We start from the raw sequence: 16,150 nt of genomic DNA, 5'->3' as shown, positions 1-16,150 counted from the left end.
GGCGCAACGCCCGTGCGCTGCCATGGGCGATCCGCGGCGGCTTCTCAGCGCGTGACGACGCGGTTACGGCCCTGGCGCTTGGCGCTGTAGAGGCAGGCGTCGGCCTGCGCGATGAGGTCGGCCGACAGGGTGGCGGCATCGGGCACCATGGCGGCTGCACCGATGCTGACACTGAGCCACGGGTGGGGCGAAGGCGGCGCTGCCGGGATGCGCAGCTGCTGGACCTGCGCGCACACCGACTCGCCCAGCACCATCGCCTGCGCCAGGCTGGTGCGCGAGGCCATGAGCGCGAACTCCTCGCCGCCGAAGCGGGCGGCCAGGCCCTCACAGCTGCGGGCCACGCTGCGGATGGTGCGGGCCACGCTTTGCAGCGCCGCGTCGCCGGCAAGGTGCCCGAAGTGATCGTTGAAGGACTTGAAGTGGTCCACGTCGATCATGAGCAGCGCGATTTCCGTGCCCTCCAGCGCCGCCAGGCTCCATTCCTGCGCGAAGTGCTCGTCGAAGTAGCGGCGGTTGGAAACGTTGGTCAGCCCGTCCACCTGGGTCAGCCGGCGCAGCTCCTCGTTGCGCGCAAGCAGCGCCTGCTGGCTCGCGCGCAGGGCCTGGTAGGCGCTGTCGCGCTCGAGCAGCAGCCGGTAGGCGCGGGAGTGGTAGCGGATGCGCGCGGTGGTCTCGATGGGCTCGGGCAGCTTGACCAGGTAGTCGTTGGCGCCGGCAGAGAAGGAGGCCCGCTTCATCAGCGGGTCGTCGTTGGCCGAGAGCACGATGATGGGCACGTGCTGCAGCTCGGGCTGCCGCCGGTAGGCGCGCACCAGGTCCAGTCCGTCGATGCCCGGCATGCCCAGGTCCTGCAGGATGGCGGTGGGCTGCATCTGCACCGCGGTGGCCACTGCATCCTCGGCGCGAAGGCAGGTCTGCACCTCGATGTCCGGATCGGCCGCCAGCATGGTCCGCAGGATCACGCCCACCACGGCCTGGTCATCGACCAGCAGCACGCGCACCGAAGGGCCGGCTGGCTCGAGCAGGGGGGCGGCGGCGGAGTCGGGCGCGGACATGGACGGTGGGTGGAGCCCCGGGTGCCTGGGAACAGGGCATCGGATCCCCGGCAGACGCTGCCGGGTTGGCGCTATTGTGTCAGTCTGCAAGCCTGGCCAGACGCCCGGATGCCCGTCTCGACACAGGCTGCGCGGATGGCTTACGCTGCGGGGCTGCCTCGTCCGGCATGGCCGTTCCAACGCTTTCGAATGAGTTCTGACACCGTCCCCGAGCCTGCCGCGCTGCTGCAGCGCATCCACGCGCTCGAAGCCGAAGTGGCTGCCCTCGAAAGCCGGCTGCAGGCGCAGGAGGCAGCGCACCAGGCCACGCTGACCGAAGCCGGCCGGCTGCGCGTGCAGGCCGCGCGGCATGAGCTGGTGGCCGAGGCCGCCCATGCCGCGCAATGGGAGTGGGACCTGCGCAGCGACCGCATCGCGCTCAGCGGCCGCTGGGGGCAGATCGCCGGCGAGGCGCCGCGCGAACGGCTGTGGACGCTCGAGGAACTCAAGGCCCGCGTCCACCCCGACGACCTGCCGGCCCTGCTGCGCGCGGCCATGGACGCCATCAAGGGCGAGTCCAGTCGCTACCTGGTCGAACACCGCGTGGCCTCGCGGCACGGCTGGGCCTGGATCGAGAGCGTGGGCATGGTGACCGAGCGCGATGCGCAGGGCCGGGCTTTGACCATGAGCGGCTACAACATCGACATCACGGCGCGCCGCCAGCTGCACGAGGAAATGGCCCGCGCCCGCGCGCAGGCCGAGGCCAGCAGCCGGGCCAAGAGCGAATTCGTGGCCAACATGAGCCATGAGGTGCGCACGCCGCTCAATGCGCTGCTGGGGCTGGCGCGGCTGCTGCACCAGTCGCCGCTGGACAGCGAGCAGCGGCACTACGTCGCACTGATCGACAGCGCCGCCACCGCCTTGCTGGCGCTGCTCAACGATGTGCTGGACCTGTCCAAGATCGAGTCCGGCAAGCTGGTGTTCGAACAGGTCCGCTTCGACCTGCATCAATGGCTGCGCGACGTGGTCGAGCTGCACGCGGGCGTGGCGCGCGAGAAGGGGCTTGCGCTGCGCCTGGTGCTGGCCGATGACCTGCCGCGGTGGGTGGCCGGCGATCCCGGGCGCCTGCGCCAGGTGATGGGCAATCTGGTCTCCAACGCCGTCAAGTTCACCGCGCAGGGCGAGGTGGTGGTGCGGGCCGAACCGCTGCCTGTCGTCGCTCCCGAAGACGCCGGCGAGGCCGACGGGCAGGCTGCGGCCGGGCCCGTGCGCGTGCGCTTCGAGGTGCGCGACACCGGCATCGGCATCGCCGCCGGCATGCACGGCGCCATCTTCGAGGCCTTCACCCAGGCCGACTCCTCCATCACGCGCAGCCATGGCGGCACTGGCCTGGGCCTGAGCATCAGCGCGCGACTGGTCGCGATGATGGGCGGGCAGATCCGCGTGCAGAGCGCGCCGGGGCAAGGCAGCTGTTTTTCCTTCGACGTGCTGCTGCAACGTGCCGCGGGCGCGCCCGGCGTGCTGCCCGAGGCGCAACCGAATGCCGGCCTGGTGCTGCAGGGCCTGCATGTGCTGGTGGCAGAGGACCACCCCGTGAACGCGCTGCTGATGCGCAAGCTGCTGGAGCCCCTGGGCTGCCGCGTCACGGTGGCGGGCGATGGCGCCGAGGCCGTGCGCACCTGGGAGAGCGCCGATGTGGACCTGGTGCTGATGGACCTGCAGATGCCGGTGCTCAGCGGCTTCGGCGCCACCCTGCAGATACGCGCGCGCGAGCAGCAGGAGCCCGAGCGCGGCCATACGCCCATCGTGGCCCTGACGGCACACGCCATGGCCGGCGACCGTGACCGCTGCCTGGCCGCGGGCATGGACGCCTACGCCTCCAAGCCGGTGTCGCCCGCGACGCTGATCGCTGCCGTGGAAGAGGCCATCGTGGCGGCCTATGAGTCGGCCGAGAAGGGCGGCGAGAAGGCCTTCGCTGCGCGGGCTGCCGGCCATGGCGTGGCTCGCACGGCCGAGCCCGCCCCGAAGACGCGCGCTGCCGATGCGCTGCCAGGGGTGGACCGCGCGGCGCTGCTGGCGCTGTTGGGCGGCAACGAGGCCGCCCTGAAAGAGGCCGCCCAGGCCATGCGGGCCGATCTTTCGCAGCGGCTGCAGGGCATCGAACAGGCGCTGGCCGACCGCAACGCGCGCGCGCTGGCGGCCGACGCCCACGCGTTGCGCGGCGCGCTGGCGGCCATCTGCGCGCCGCAGGTGGCGCGGCTGGCCCATGCGCTGGAAGACGCGGCAACGCAGGCCGACTGGCCCGGCGCCGGATCGGCTGCACAGGCCCTGCTGCCGGCCCTGCTGCGTGTGGACGAGGAACTGGCGCTCTGGCTGCGCGAGCCTGGCTGAGCCGCGGCGCGCGCGCCGTTCAGCGCCGGGCGATGGTCAGAGGACCTCGCTGGCGAAGTCCGCCAGGCGCGAGCGTTCGCCACGCGCGAGCGTGATGTGGCCGCTGTGGGGCCAGCCCTTGAAGCGGTCCACCGCGAAGGTCAGGCCCGAGGAGCCTTCGGTGAGGTAGGGCGTGTCGATCTGCGCGAGGTTGCCCATGCAGATGATCTTGGTGCCCGGGCCCGCGCGCGTGACCAGCGTCTTCATCTGCTTGGGCGTCAGGTTCTGCGCCTCGTCGATGATCACGTACTTGTTCAGGAAGGTGCGCCCGCGCATGAAGTTCATGCTCTTGATCTTGATCTTGGCGCGGATCAGCTCGTTGGTGGCTGCGCGGCCCCATTCGCCGGCACCTGTGCCGTCGCCCTTGGCCAGGAACTCGAGGTTGTCGTCCAGCGCGCCCATCCACGGGCCCATCTTCTCTTCCTCGGTGCCCGGCAGAAAGCCGATGTCCTCGCCCACGCTTACGGTGGCGCGGGTCATGATGATCTCGGTGTAGCGGCGGTCGTCGAGCACTTGCGTCAGGCCCGAGGCCAGCGCCATCAGCGTCTTGCCCGTGCCGGCCGTGCCGGTGAGCGTGACGAAGTCCACCTCGGGATCCATGAGCAGGTTCATGGCGAAGTTCTGCTCGCGGTTGCGCGTGTTCACGCCCCACACGGCGTTCTTGCCCGAACCGAAGTCCTTGAGCGTCTTGAGCACCGCCGTCTTGTCGCGGATCTCGGTCACGCGGGCGTACATGCTGGGCTCGCCCGGCGCCTCGAAATAGACGAACTGGTTGATGTGCAGGTTGGGCACCAGCGGGCCGCTGATGCGGTAGAAGGTGCTGCTGCCGCTTTGCCAGCTTTCCACCGACTTGCTCTGCCGCGTCCAGAAATCGGCCGGCAGTGCGAAGGCGCCCGAATAGAGCAGATCGCCGTCTTCCAGCGCCTTATCGTTCTGGTAGTCCTCGGCGGCCAGGCCCAGGGCGCGGGCCTTGACGCGCATGTTGATGTCCTTGGACACCAGCACCACCTCGCGCGGCTCGCTGCCGTTGCGAGGCGTGGCATGCAGGTCGCGCAGCGCCTGGACCACGCCCAGGATCTGGTTGTCGGCCTTGCCCTGCGGCAGGCTGGTGGGCAGCGTGTAGGCCAGCGGCTCGGTCTGGAAGAACAGGCGCCCGCCCGCAGCCGTGTGGCCGGTGGAGTCGAGCTTGAACCCCTTGCCGATGTCGGCGCCCTGGGCCGCGGCCAGCGCATCCAGCGTGCGGCTGGACTGCCGGCCGTTACGCGCCACTTCGGTGGTGCCCTTCTTGTGGCCGTCCAGCTCCTCGAGCACGATCATCGGCAGGTAGATGTCGTGTTCCTCGAAGCGGAAAAGGCTCGTCGGGTCGTGCAGCAGCACATTGGTGTCGAGCACGAAGAGCTTGGCGGGGCCTTTGGCCTTCTTGCGCTTTTCCCGCGCGGCCGGGGCCGCAGCAGCGCGTGCTGGCGCGGCGCTTTCGCGCACCGGCAGCACGGCGGGTTCGGCCTGGGCCGGTGCGAGGGCACGCGCGGGCTTTGCGCCGCCGGGCATGGCGGCCGGCCGCTCGTCCAGCAGTTCCAGCCGGGCCTCGTTGTCGCCGTTGCCGCGTTCGGGGGCTGGACGGCGGCTGGTCTTGGGGCGTGCGCGTGCGGGTGCGTCCAGTGCGTCAGGCGAGAGAAGGGCGGCGCGCTGGGTCGGGGCAGGAGGCAGAGGCATGGAAGAGGGGGCTCGCTGGGAATGGCGTGGGTGATGTGCTGGGGCAGTCCGAAAAACAAAAAGCCGCCTGGAAACCAGGGCGGCTTTGGCTTTGTGCGGGCGATGCAGTCGCAGCGGTCAACGGCATGGGCCCATTATGCACAGCCCGAAGGCCCTGCCCGGAATCGGGCAAAGGCGGTTTTGGGCGTGGCGTTGAGGCCGCAGCCTCAGGCGGCCTTCTTCAGGGCCTTGACTTCCTTGAGGACTTCGTCGACGTGGCCGGGCACCTTGAGTCCGCGCCATTCGGCCTGCAGAACGCCATCCGGACCGATGAGGAAGGTGCTGCGCTCGATGCCCTTGACCTTCTTGCCGTACATGATCTTGTTCTTGACCACGCCGAACATGTGGCACATCTTCTCTTCGGTGTCGGCGATGAGTTCGAAGGGCAGCTCGAGCTTGGCCTTGAACTCGTCGTGCGACTTCATGTTGTCGCGCGAGACGCCGAAGACGGTGGCTCCCGCCTTCACGAAGTCTTTGTAGTGGTCGCGGAACTGCATGGCCTCCGTGGTGCAGCCCGGGGTGTTGTCCTTGGGGTAGAAGTAAAGCACCAGGATCTGACCGAGGTGCGAGGTGTTCGAAACCTTGATGCCGCCCGTCGCAATGGCATCGAATTCGGGAATGGGTTTGTTGACAACGATCGCCATGAAAATTGTTTTCTCCGCTGGTGGTTCCCGAGGTAGAACGCGGCGCGCAACGCCCGTCAGCTCGACATGCCATACTGCGCTGCCGCAATGGGCGCGACGCCGGGGCGAGGGCTCATCACAGCAGCCGTATGCGTTGTCTGGCAGGGCCGCCCGTGGCTCCTGGTGGGGCTCGGGCGTGCGCAGTCCGGTCTGCAACCCGCTATTTTAACCCGGATTAAGCCTTTTCCGCGGCCTCAGGCTCGATCAACAGGGCCACCACCACATGACGGCCTTCGCCAGCCAGGATGTTGTAGGTGCGGCAGGCGGCGGCAGTGTCCATGGTTTCCACGCCAACGCCCTGCTTCACGAGCGGGGCGATCCAGGCCGGACGCGGAAAGCGGATGCGCGAACCGCTGCCGAAGATCACCACTTCGGGCCGCATCCCGGCCAGCACGTCGAAGTGCCGCGCATCCAGGTCTTCGAAGCTTTCGCACTCCCAGGCCTGGCGTTCATCGCGCGAACCCACCACCACGCTGTGCGCCACGCGCTCGCCGTTGACGGCCACCCACCCGGGGCCATGCGCTGTGAGGATTTGCACATCGGCTTTGTCGGGCTGGAGCTTCATGGATACGGAAAGGCTGGCGGGGAGCGAACGGCCGCGCGGTGCGCGGGAACTGTGGTCAAATTCTACGTTTTTCCCCTCGTAAATCCCGTTCCCAAGCGCCCCCGGAGGCATCGTGAAGACCATCCAGAAATCGGCCAAGCTCGCCAATGTGCTCTATGACGTTCGAGGCCCGATCGTCGACGCGGCCAAGCAGATGGAGGATGAGGGGCAGAAGATCATCAAGCTGAACATCGGGAACATGGCGCCCTTCGGCTTCGATGCGCCCGAGGAGATCCAGCAGGACATGATCCGCAACCTGCCCGATTCGGCAGGCTATTCGGACAGCAAGGGCATCTTCGCGGCCCGCAAGGCTGTCATGCACTACACGCAGCAGCTGGGCATCGAAGGCGTGACGCTGGACGACATCTACCTGGGCAACGGCGCCAGCGAGCTGATCGTGATGGCGACCAACGCGCTGCTCAACGATGGCGACGAGCTGCTGGTGCCCATGCCCGACTACCCCTTGTGGACGGCCGCGACCTCGCTGTCGGGCGGCTCGCCGGTGCACTACAAGTGCGACGAAGACAACGGCTGGCTGCCCGACCTCGAGGACATGCGCGGCAAGATCACGTCGCGCACGCGCGGCATCGTGGTGATCAACCCCAACAACCCGACCGGCGTGATCTACCCCGATTCGCTGCTCAAGGGCATCGTGCAGATCGCGCGCGAGCACAACCTCGTGCTGCTGGTGGACGAGGTCTATGACAAGGTGCTCTACGACGGCGTGAAGTTCACGGCCATGGGCAGCCTGTCCACCGACGTGCTCACGCTGACCTTCAATTCGCTGTCGAAGGCCTACCGGTCCTGCGGCTATCGCGCGGGCTGGATGGTGCTGTCGGGCCCCAAGCACGCGGCGGGCGACTACATCGAAGGCCTGAACATGCTGGCCAACCTCAAGCTCGGCTCCAACGTGCCGGGCCAGTGGGCCATCCAGACGGCGCTGGGCGGCTACCAGAGCATCCACGACCTGGTGAAGGAAGGCGGGCGCCTGCGCCGCCAGCGCGACCTGGCCTATGAGCTGATCACGGCCATCCCGGGCGTCAGCTGCGTCAAGCCCTCGGCGGCGCTGTACATGTTCCCCAAGCTGGACCCGAAGCTCTATCCGATCCAGGACGACCGGCAGTTCTTCATGCAGGTGCTGCGCGAAACGCGCGTGATGCTGGTGCAGGGCTCGGGTTTCAACTACAGCGACAACCAGCACTTCCGTATCGTGTTCCTGCCGCACGAGGACGACCTGCGCGAGGCCATCGCCCGCATCGCCAAGTTCCTCGAGCGCTATCGCGCGCGTTTTGCCTGAGCCCGACTTTTTCTTTTCCTGCCACCCGCACCGGGCGGCGCATCGTTCCAAATGAGTGAATCCATGAAACCCCTTCAGGTCGGCCTTCTGGGCATCGGCACCGTCGGCAGCGGCACCTTCAAGGTGCTGCAGCGCAACCAGGAAGAGATCCGCCACCGTGCGGGCCGCGGGATCGAGATCACCATGGTGGCCGACCTCGACGTGGCGCGCGCCAAGGCCGTGGTGGGCGAGGGCGTCAAGGTGGTGGGTGATGCGCGCGAAGTCATCGCCAATCCTCAGATCGACATCGTCATCGAGCTGATCGGCGGCTACGGCGTGGCCAAGACCCTGGTGCTCGAAGCCATCGCGGCCGGCAAGCATGTGGTCACGGCCAACAAGGCGCTGCTGGCCGTGCATGGCACCGAGATCTTTGCGGCAGCCCATGCCAAGGGCGTGATGGTGGCCTTCGAGGCCGCGGTGGCCGGCGGCATTCCGATCATCAAGGCGCTGCGCGAGGGGCTCACGGCCAACTCCATCCAGTGGATCGCCGGCATCATCAACGGCACCACGAACTTCATCCTGTCCGAGATGCGCGACAAGGGCCTGGACTTCGACACCGTGCTCAAGGAGGCGCAGCGCCTGGGCTACGCCGAAGCCGACCCCACCTTCGACATCGAAGGCGTGGACGCGGCCCACAAGGCCACGCTGATGAGCGCCATCGCCTTTGGCATTCCCGTGCAGTTCGACAAGGCACACGTGGAAGGCATCACCAAGCTGGCCGCGCAGGACATCAAGTACGCCGAGCAGCTGGGCTACCGCATCAAGCTCCTGGGCATCACCAAGCGCAGCGCCAAGGGCATCGAGCTGCGCGTGCACCCCGCGCTGGTGCCGTCCAAGCGCCTGCTGGCCAACGTGGAAGGCGCGATGAACGCGGTGGTGGTCAATGGCGACGCCGTGGGCACCACGCTGTACTACGGCAAGGGCGCGGGCAGCGAGCCCACGGCCAGCGCCGTGATCGCCGACCTCGTGGACATCACGCGCCTGCACACGGCCGATACCGAACACCGCGTGCCGCACCTGGCCTTCCACCCCGAAGCCATCCTGGCCAACAAGGGCGATTTGCCCATCGTGCCGATGAGCGAGGTGGTGACCAGCTACTACCTGCGCCTGCGCGTGGCCGATGAGGCCGGCGTGCTGGCGCGCGTGACCTCGCTGCTGGCCGAGGCCGGCATCAGCATCGATGCCGTGCTGCAGCGCGAAGCCGATGAAGTGGGCGGCGAGGGCTCGACCCAGACCGACCTGATCATCCTCACGCACGACACGCGCGAAGGCACGCTCGACGAGGTGCTGGCCCGCGTGCAGGGCCTGCCCAGCGTCTTGGCGCCCATCGTGCGCATCCGCAAAGAGGAACTGAGCTGATGCGCTACCTCTCCACCCGCGGCGACCAGACGCCGCGCCGCTTCTGCGAGATCCTGCTCGAGGGCCTGGCGCCCGACGGCGGCCTGTACCTGCCCGAGCGCTATCCCCAGGTCGATGCCGCAACCCTGGCGCAATGGCGCCATCTGCCGTACCACGCGCTGGCCTTCGAGATCCTGTCGCTCTACATCGACGACATCCCGGCCGAGGACCTTCGCGCGCTCTGTGCCAAGACCTACACCGCCGAGGTCTTCGGCGACGAGGACATCACGCCCCTGCGCGAGCTGGAAGACGGCGTGTACCTCGAGGGCCTGTCCAACGGCCCCACGCTGGCCTTCAAGGACATGGCCATGCAGCTGCTGGGCAACCTCTTCGAGTACGAGCTGGGCCGGCGCGGCGAAGAGCTGAACATCCTGGGCGCGACCAGTGGCGACACCGGCAGCGCGGCCGAGTACGCCATGCGCGGCAAGAAGGGCGTGCGCGTGTTCATGACCTCGCCCGACGGCCGCATGAGCCCCTTCCAGCAGGCGCAGATGTTCAGCCTGCAGGACGCCAACATCCACAACATCGCCATCGAAGGCGTGTTCGACGACTGCCAGGACATCGTCAAGGCCGTGAGCAACGACCTGGGCTTCAAGCGCCAGTACCGCATCGGAACCGTCAACTCGATCAACTGGGCCCGCCTGCTGGCCCAGGTGGTGTACTACTTCAAGGGCTGGTTCCTCGCGACGGATAACGCGGGCGGCGAAGTCAGCTTCACCGTGCCCAGCGGCAACTTCGGCAACGTCTGCGCGGGCCATGTGGCGCGCATGATGGGCCTGCCCATCCGCCAGCTGGTGGTGGCCACCAATGAGAACGACGTGCTCGACGAGTTCTTCCGTACGGGCGTCTACCGCGTGCGCGGCAGCGCCGACACGCACGAGACCTCCAGCCCGTCGATGGACATCAGCAAGGCCAGCAACTTCGAGCGCTTCGTGTTCGACCTGCTGGGTCGCGATGGCAGCCGCACGCGTTCGCTGTTCCACGACCAGCTCGGCAGCGCCGGCCAGTTCGACCTGAGCAGCGACCCGGTCTTCGCCGACGCTGCGGCCAGGTTCGGCTTCGTGAGCGGGCGCAGCACCCATGCCGACCGCCTGGCCACCATCCGCGACACCGACAAGCGCTTTGCCGTGCTCATCGACACCCACACGGCCGATGGCCTCAAGGTGGCGCGGGAGCATCTGCAGCCCGGCGTGCCCATGGTGGTGCTCGAAACCGCGCTGCCCATCAAGTTCGCCGCCACCATCGTCGAAGCGCTGGGCCGCGAGCCCGAGCGCCCGGCCAAGTTCGAAGGCATCGAGGCCCTGCCCAAACGCGTGACGAAGCTGCCCGCCGACGCCGAGCGCGTCAAGCAGTACATCGCTGCGCATTGCCATTGAGCATCGCCCGGGTTGAGTGACATGAAGGTGCTCGCCTTCGCAGGCTATTCCGGCGCGGGCAAGACCACGCTGGTCGAGAAGCTGATCCCGCTGCTGCGCGCGCAGGGCCTGCGCGTGTCGGTGATCAAGCATGCACACCACCAGTTCGACGTGGACACGCCCGGCAAGGACAGCTGGCGCCACCGCCAGGCTGGCGCTTTTGAAGTGCTGGTTGCCTCGGATCAGCGCCTGGCGCTGATGCGCGAATACGAGCAGCAGGGCGAGCCCGACATTCATGCGCTGATCCGCGAGATGCACCCGGCGGTGGACTGGGTGCTGGTCGAAGGCTTCAAGCATGCCGACCTGCCCAAGGTCGAGGTGCTGCGGCTGGCACCCTCTGCCGATGCAAAGCAGGCGCGCCCGGTGCTGTACCCCGACGATCCTTTCGTCTGGGCGCTGGCCGTGGATGCGCCTGATCGCCTGCCCGAGCCGACGTTGCGGCCGGTCTTCGACCGTGACGACGTGCCAGGCCTGGCGCAATGGCTGATCGCGCAGTCCGAGCGCTTCGTCTATGAGGAGAGCCGCCATGGCTGATACCGCTGCGCCAGCGCCCGCCCGCCCGCCCTTGCGTTCGCTGGACGACGCGCTGAGCCAGCTGCTCGCGCAGGCCGCTGCCTTGTCCACCGAAGTCGTCAGCACCTTCGAGGCCGACGGCCGTGTGCTGGCGCAGGACCTGGTGGCCGCCCTCACGGTGCCGCCGGCCGACAACAGCGCGATGGACGGCTATGCCGTGCGCAGTGCCGACTGCGCCGCGCCGGGCGCCCTGCTGCGCGTGACCCAGCGCATTGCCGCGGGCAGCGTGGGCACCGTGCTGCAGCCCGGCGAGGCAGCGCGCATCTTCACGGGTGCGCCCATCCCGCCCGGCGCCGATGCAGTCGTGATGCAGGAAGACACCGAGGTGCTGGAGGCCGGCGAGGGCGCCGCGCCGCAGGTGCGCATCCAGCAGCCGCCCGCGCCGGGCCAGTGGGTGCGCCGCGCTGGCGAAGACGTGAGCGCGGGCCGCACCGTGCTCTCGCGCGGCATCCGCCTCACGCCGCAGGCGCTGGGGCTGGCGGCCAGCATCGGCATGCATCAGCTGACGGTGGTGCGCCGGCCGCGCGTGGCGCTGCTGTCCACCGGCGACGAACTCGTGATGCCCGGCGAGGTGCCGCCCGAGGCCATGAAGCCCGGCGCCATCTACAACTCCAACCGCTTCTTCCTGCGCGCGCTGCTGCAGCGCATGGGCTGCGAGGTGCAGGACCTGGGCATCGTGCCAGACCGCCTCGATGCCACGCTCGAAGTGCTGCGCGCCGCCGCTGCGCACAACGACCTGATCCTCAGCACCGGTGGCGTCTCGGTGGGCGAAGAGGACCACATCAAGCCTGCTGTGCAGGCGCTGGGCCAACTGCAGCTGTGGTCCATCGCCGTGAAGCCCGGCAAGCCATTTGCATACGGCGCCATTCCGCGTGCGCAGGGGCAGGGCCTGTGCCATGTCTGCGGTTTGCCGGGCAACCCGGTCTCCAGTTTCGTGACCTTCCTGCTGCTGGTGCGGCCCTTTCTGATGGCGCTGCAGGGCTGCCAGGCGCTGCAGCCGCCGCGCCTGGCCGTGCGCGCCGACTTCGACTGGCCGCGTGCCGACCGGCGGCGCGAGTTTTTGCGCGCGCGGCTCAACGAGGCTGGCGGGCTCGAGCTCTTCCCCAACCAAAGCTCTGGCGTGCTGACCTCTGCCGTCTGGGCCGATGGGCTGGTGGACCTGCCCGCGGGGCAGACCGTGAAAGTTGGGGACATCGTGTCCTTCATTCCGCTGTCGGTCTTGCTCACATGAAGGTGCAGCTGCGCTACTTCGCCTCGGTGCGCGAGGCCATCGGCCGCGGCGAGGAGACGGTCGAATCGGACGCGGCCACGCTGGGTGCGCTGCGCGACGAACTGATCGCGCGCGGCGAGCCCTACGCCAGTGCGCTGGCGCGCGGCCGGGCCGTGCGCATGGCGCTGGACCAGGTGATGCGCACCGAAGACGCTGTGCTGGCCCAGGGCGCCGAGATCGCCTTCTTCCCGCCAGTCACGGGCGGCTGAGGGCGCTCAGGCCGCTGCTGCATCCAGCGCCTGCAGGCGCGCCAGCAAAGCTGGCGGCGCCGCGGTCATCGGCTCGCGCAGCGTGTTCTGCAGCTCGCCGTGGCAGGCCAGCAGGGCCTTGATGCACGCAGGGTTCGGATGCGCGAACAGCGCCTCGATCAGCGCCGGCAGCGGCCGCCAGCGCTCGCGCGCGGCCTCCAGCCGACCGGCGCGCAACCATGCAATCACCTCCGCGAAGCGCACGGTCTGGATGTGCGCGCTGGCCGAAATCGCGCCCACACCGCCTTCCGCCACGGTGCCGAAGATCTGCAGGTCCTCGCCGGCCAGCACCTGCAGCTCGCCGCCCTGCAGCAGCGCGCGCAGCTTGGCGCCGTCGCCACTGCAGTCCTTGATGGCCCGGATGCGGGGGTGGGCGGCCAGCGCGCGCAGGGTGTCCAGCTGCAACGTGACGCCCGTGCGGTAGGGGATGTCGTAGATCACCAGCGGGTGCCGGCTGGCGTCGGCGATGCGCGTGAACCAGCGCAGCAGGCCGTCCTGCGAGGGCCGGATGTAGGAAGGCGCCGGAACCAGCAGCCCCTGCAGGTCCAAGGTGTTCAGCTGCTCCAGCCGCCCCAGCACATGCGGCAGGTTCTCGCCACCCAGGCCCATGATGCATGGCAACTGAGGCACGGCGTCGCGCACCGTCTTGAGCGCCGCCAGTTGCTCGTCTTCGGTCAGCGCAGCCGCTTCGCCGGTCGAGCCGCAGACCACAAAGCCTCGGACGCCCTGCGCGGCCAGCCGCCGGGCCAATGCGGCCAGCGCTGCATGGTCCACGGCGGGGCCGTCGAAGGGGGTGACCAGCGGAATCCAGAGGCCTGAGAAGTCAGGCTCAGGCGTGGCAGCGGGCGTGAAGGGGGCAGACATGGGGCTTTCCTTTGCAAAGAAGACGTGCAGACATGACCGAGGAGAAAAACCGTCGGCAGATGCGCGCATCGCGATGCAGGGAAGTCCGGACCGGGAAGGTATGGCCTGCTGGCTCCGTCGCTCATCCGACGACGCAGCCGCAGCTCCGGTCAGATGAGCTGAAGTTTTTTGGCTTTGACCACCGCGCCTGCGCAGCACAGGGACCGGACTTCCATGGAAATCCGGCTGTGCGGGTGCAGGAGGGGCGCGGCCATGGCAATGAGTGTAAGGGGCCTGCCGCACTGCCTGGCAATGCCACAATTTGCCGATGAGCCTTTCTCCCGCTTGCGCGCGCGTGCGTGTCCAGATCGCAGACTTCGACCTTTCGGCGGAGGTGGCTGCGTTGCGCGCGGGCGACCCGCGTGTGGGCGCCGTGTGCGCCTTCGTGGGCACGGTGCGCGACCGCCACGTGGCCGAAGGCGGCGCCGCGGGCAGCGTGCGCGCGATGGAGCTGGAGCACTATCCCGGCATGACCGAAAAAGCCATCGAGGCCATGATCGACGAGGCGCATCGCCGCTTCGACATCCTGGGTGCGCGCGTGGTGCACCGCGTGGGGCTGCTGCAGCCGCTGGCGCAGATCATGATGGTGGCCGTCACTTCGGCCCACCGCGGCGAATCCTTCCAGGCCTGCGAGTTCCTGATGGATTACCTCAAGACGCAGGCGCCGTTCTGGAAGAAGGAAGACACGGCCGAAGGCGCGCGCTGGGTGGATGCGCGCGTGGCCGACGATGCGGCGCTCGCGCGCTGGGGCATCGAATCGCGCAATGCCTGAGCCGCTGCGCGACGCAGCCGCGTCGCGCAGGGGATGCCACTCAGAACTTGTCGAGCACTGCGCCCGAGCTGGCGCTGGAGGCATTGAAGGCGAACTTGGCCAGCACGCCGCGCTTGTAGCGCGCGTCGGGCGGCGTCCAGCCTTCGCGGCGCTTGGCGATCTCGGCCTCGGGCACGTTGAGTTCCAGCTTGAGCTGGTGCGCGTCGATGGTGATCGAGTCGCCTTCCTCGATGAAGGCGATCAGGCCGCCCACTGCGGCTTCAGGAGCCACGTGGCCCACCACCATGCCCCAGGTGCCGCCGGAGAAGCGGCCATCGGTGATCAGGCCCACCGATTCGCCCAGGCCGGCGCCGATCAGCGCGCCCGTGGGCGCCAGCATCTCGGGCATGCCGGGGCCGCCCTTGGGGCCCAGGTAGCGCAGCACCATCACGTCGCCGGCCACGATCTTGCCGTCCAGGATGGCCTGCAGCGCCGACTGCTCGTCGTTGAACACGCGGGCCGGGCCGGTGATCACGGGGTTCTTCAGGCCCGTGATCTTGGCCACCGAGCCTTCGGGCGAGAGGTTGCCCTTGAGGATGGCCAGGTGGCCCTCGGCATACATGGGGTTGCTGATGGGGCGGATCACGTCCTGGTCGGCGCGCAGCGCAGGCACGTCCGCCAGCGTTTGCGCGATGGTCTTGCCCGTGATGGTCATGCAGTCGCCGTGCAGCAGGCCGGCGTCCAGCAGCACCTTCATCACCTGGGGAATGCCGCCGGCCTTGTGCAGGTCCACTGCCAGGTACTTGCCGCTGGGCTTCAAGTCGCAGATCACGGGCGTGCGCTTGCGGATGCGCTCGAAGTCGTCGATCGTCCATTCCACGCCGGCCGCATGCGCGATCGACAGGAAGTGCAGCACCGCGTTGGTCGAGCCGCCCGTGGCCATGATCACGGCCACCGCGTTCTCGATGGCCTCCTTGGTCACGATGTCGCGCGGCTTCAGGTCCTTCTTGATGGCCTCGATCAGCACCTTGGCCGATTCGCGCGCCGAGTTTTCCTTCTCGTCGTGCGGGTTGGCCATGGTGGAAGAGTAGGGCAGGCTCATGCCCAGCGCCTCGAAGGCCGAGGACATGGTGTTGGCCGTGTACATGCCGCCGCACGAGCCCGTGCCCGGAATGGCGTTCTGCTCGATTTCCTTCAGGTCCGCGTCGCTGAGCTTGCCGGCCGCGTTCTGGCCCACGGCCTCGAACACGCTGACGATGTTCAGGTCCTGGCCGCGCCACTTGCCCGGCAGGATGGTGCCGCCGTACACGTAGATGGCCGGCACGTTGGCGCGCAGCATGCCCATCATGCCGCCGGGCATGTTCTTGTCGCAGCCGCCGACCACGACCACGCCGTCCATCCACTGGCCGCCCACGCAGGTCTCGATGCAGTCGGAAATGACCTCGCGGCTGACCAGCGAGTACTTCATGCCCTCGGTGCCCATGGCCATGCCGTCGGAGATGGTGGGCGTGCCGAAGACCTGGGCGTTGCCACCGGCTTCCTCGATGCCCGCGATGGCTGCGTCGGCCAGCTTCTGCAGGCCGCTGTTGCAGGGGGTGATGGTGCTGTGGCCGTTGGCCACGCCGACCATGGGCTTCTTGAAGTCGCCCTCCTGGTAGCCCATGGCGTAGAACATCGAACGGTTCGATGCGCGCGCCTTGCCTTCGGTGATGTTCGCGCTGCGGCGGTTGATGGCGAGGTTCTTGGTGTCCAT

Annotated in this window: 14 protein-coding genes; 8 read left to right on the top strand and 6 right to left on the bottom strand. The window is 68.4% G+C overall.

All coding sequences use genetic code 11. The annotated features are described in order from the left end of the window. Positions 1-44: 44 nt before the first annotated feature. Positions 45-1,055: a diguanylate cyclase domain-containing protein gene (locus tag PGB34_RS04770; protein WP_271426947.1), complete on the bottom strand. Its 1,011-nt coding sequence runs from the start codon at positions 1,053-1,055 to the stop codon at positions 45-47. 189 nt (positions 1,056-1,244) lie between these two features. Between PGB34_RS04770 and PGB34_RS04765 the strand changes: the two genes are divergently transcribed. Then, a complete protein-coding gene (locus tag PGB34_RS04765) occupies positions 1,245-3,425 on the top strand; it encodes an ATP-binding protein (RefSeq protein WP_271426946.1) in 2,181 nt (726 codons plus the stop codon). Between the two features lie 36 nt (positions 3,426-3,461). Here PGB34_RS04765 and PGB34_RS04760 read toward each other — a convergent pair whose 3' ends face one another. The 3 genes from PGB34_RS04760 to PGB34_RS04750 form a co-directional block, all read right to left on the bottom strand. Further along, entirely contained in the window at positions 3,462-5,177 is a 1,716-nt protein-coding gene (locus tag PGB34_RS04760) for a PhoH family protein (protein WP_271426945.1), read from the bottom strand. A 206-nt stretch (positions 5,178-5,383) separates the two neighbouring features. Next, the gene (locus PGB34_RS04755; RefSeq protein WP_271426944.1) at positions 5,384-5,860 is read right to left on the bottom strand and encodes a peroxiredoxin; all 477 of its coding nucleotides are present in this window, start codon (positions 5,858-5,860) and stop codon (positions 5,384-5,386) included. A gap of 214 nt (positions 5,861-6,074) precedes the next feature. Continuing rightward, positions 6,075-6,464, bottom strand: a complete 390-nt coding sequence (locus PGB34_RS04750) for an Mth938-like domain-containing protein (RefSeq protein WP_271426943.1) — start codon at positions 6,462-6,464, stop codon at positions 6,075-6,077. A 112-nt stretch (positions 6,465-6,576) separates the two neighbouring features. Between PGB34_RS04750 and PGB34_RS04745 the strand changes: the two genes are divergently transcribed. The 6 genes from PGB34_RS04745 (at position 6,577) to moaD (ending at position 12,704) form a co-directional block, all read left to right on the top strand. Further along, positions 6,577-7,800, top strand: a complete 1,224-nt coding sequence (locus PGB34_RS04745) for a pyridoxal phosphate-dependent aminotransferase (protein ID WP_271426942.1) — start codon at positions 6,577-6,579, stop codon at positions 7,798-7,800. Between the two features lie 63 nt (positions 7,801-7,863). Then, positions 7,864-9,198, top strand: coding sequence for a homoserine dehydrogenase (locus PGB34_RS04740; protein ID WP_271426941.1), 1,335 nt, complete (start codon positions 7,864-7,866; stop codon positions 9,196-9,198). Continuing rightward, positions 9,198-10,613 (top strand): threonine synthase, encoded by a 1,416-nt coding sequence (gene thrC / locus PGB34_RS04735; RefSeq protein WP_271426940.1) that lies wholly within the window; start codon positions 9,198-9,200, stop codon positions 10,611-10,613. The genes PGB34_RS04740 and thrC overlap by 1 nt, the downstream gene beginning before the upstream one ends. Before the next feature lie 21 nt (positions 10,614-10,634). Further along, the gene (mobB, locus tag PGB34_RS04730) at positions 10,635-11,186 is read left to right on the top strand and encodes a molybdopterin-guanine dinucleotide biosynthesis protein B (protein WP_271426939.1); all 552 of its coding nucleotides are present in this window, start codon (positions 10,635-10,637) and stop codon (positions 11,184-11,186) included. Continuing rightward, the gene (locus tag PGB34_RS04725) at positions 11,179-12,456 is read left to right on the top strand and encodes a molybdopterin molybdotransferase MoeA (protein ID WP_271426938.1); all 1,278 of its coding nucleotides are present in this window, start codon (positions 11,179-11,181) and stop codon (positions 12,454-12,456) included. The genes mobB and PGB34_RS04725 overlap by 8 nt, the downstream gene beginning before the upstream one ends. Then, positions 12,453-12,704: a molybdopterin converting factor subunit 1 gene (gene moaD, locus PGB34_RS04720; RefSeq protein ID WP_271426937.1), complete on the top strand. Its 252-nt coding sequence runs from the start codon at positions 12,453-12,455 to the stop codon at positions 12,702-12,704. The genes PGB34_RS04725 and moaD overlap by 4 nt, the downstream gene beginning before the upstream one ends. 6 nt (positions 12,705-12,710) lie before the next feature. Here moaD and PGB34_RS04715 read toward each other — a convergent pair whose 3' ends face one another. Next, positions 12,711-13,607, bottom strand: a complete 897-nt coding sequence (locus tag PGB34_RS04715; RefSeq protein WP_271426936.1) for a dihydrodipicolinate synthase family protein — start codon at positions 13,605-13,607, stop codon at positions 12,711-12,713. A 307-nt stretch (positions 13,608-13,914) separates the two neighbouring features. Here PGB34_RS04715 and PGB34_RS04710 point away from each other — a divergent pair, with 307 nt between their 5' ends. Continuing rightward, positions 13,915-14,418: a molybdenum cofactor biosynthesis protein MoaE gene (locus tag PGB34_RS04710; protein ID WP_271426935.1), complete on the top strand. Its 504-nt coding sequence runs from the start codon at positions 13,915-13,917 to the stop codon at positions 14,416-14,418. Positions 14,419-14,458: 40 nt separating this feature from the next. Here PGB34_RS04710 and ilvD read toward each other — a convergent pair whose 3' ends face one another. Further along, positions 14,459-16,150 (bottom strand): dihydroxy-acid dehydratase, encoded by a 1,692-nt coding sequence (gene ilvD / locus PGB34_RS04705; RefSeq protein ID WP_271426934.1) that lies wholly within the window; start codon positions 16,148-16,150, stop codon positions 14,459-14,461.

Origin of the sequence: Xenophilus arseniciresistens (genome assembly GCF_028023875.1) — a bacterium.
GTDB lineage: Bacteria > Pseudomonadota > Gammaproteobacteria > Burkholderiales > Burkholderiaceae_C > Xenophilus > Xenophilus arseniciresistens.
The sequence above is the reverse complement of the archived record's forward strand: the minus strand, read 5'-3'. Positions and strand labels throughout refer to the sequence as shown.

Coding starts and splice junctions, on each gene's coding strand:
- PGB34_RS04770 (WP_271426947.1), bottom strand. CDS start 1,055: ATGTCCGCGCCCGACTCCGCCGCCGCCCCCCTGCTCGAGCCAGCCGGC.
- PGB34_RS04765 (WP_271426946.1), top strand. CDS start 1,245: ATGAGTTCTGACACCGTCCCCGAGCCTGCCGCGCTGCTGCAGCGCATC.
- PGB34_RS04760 (WP_271426945.1), bottom strand. CDS start 5,177: ATGCCTCTGCCTCCTGCCCCGACCCAGCGCGCCGCCCTTCTCTCGCCT.
- PGB34_RS04755 (WP_271426944.1), bottom strand. CDS start 5,860: ATGGCGATCGTTGTCAACAAACCCATTCCCGAATTCGATGCCATTGCG.
- PGB34_RS04750 (WP_271426943.1), bottom strand. CDS start 6,464: ATGAAGCTCCAGCCCGACAAAGCCGATGTGCAAATCCTCACAGCGCAT.
- PGB34_RS04740 (WP_271426941.1), top strand. CDS start 7,864: ATGAAACCCCTTCAGGTCGGCCTTCTGGGCATCGGCACCGTCGGCAGC.
- thrC (WP_271426940.1), top strand. CDS start 9,198: ATGCGCTACCTCTCCACCCGCGGCGACCAGACGCCGCGCCGCTTCTGC.
- mobB (WP_271426939.1), top strand. CDS start 10,635: ATGAAGGTGCTCGCCTTCGCAGGCTATTCCGGCGCGGGCAAGACCACG.
- PGB34_RS04725 (WP_271426938.1), top strand. CDS start 11,179: ATGGCTGATACCGCTGCGCCAGCGCCCGCCCGCCCGCCCTTGCGTTCG.
- moaD (WP_271426937.1), top strand. CDS start 12,453: ATGAAGGTGCAGCTGCGCTACTTCGCCTCGGTGCGCGAGGCCATCGGC.
- PGB34_RS04715 (WP_271426936.1), bottom strand. CDS start 13,607: ATGTCTGCCCCCTTCACGCCCGCTGCCACGCCTGAGCCTGACTTCTCA.
- PGB34_RS04710 (WP_271426935.1), top strand. CDS start 13,915: ATGAGCCTTTCTCCCGCTTGCGCGCGCGTGCGTGTCCAGATCGCAGAC.
- ilvD (WP_271426934.1), bottom strand. CDS start 16,150: ATGGACACCAAGAACCTCGCCATCAACCGCCGCAGCGCGAACATCACC.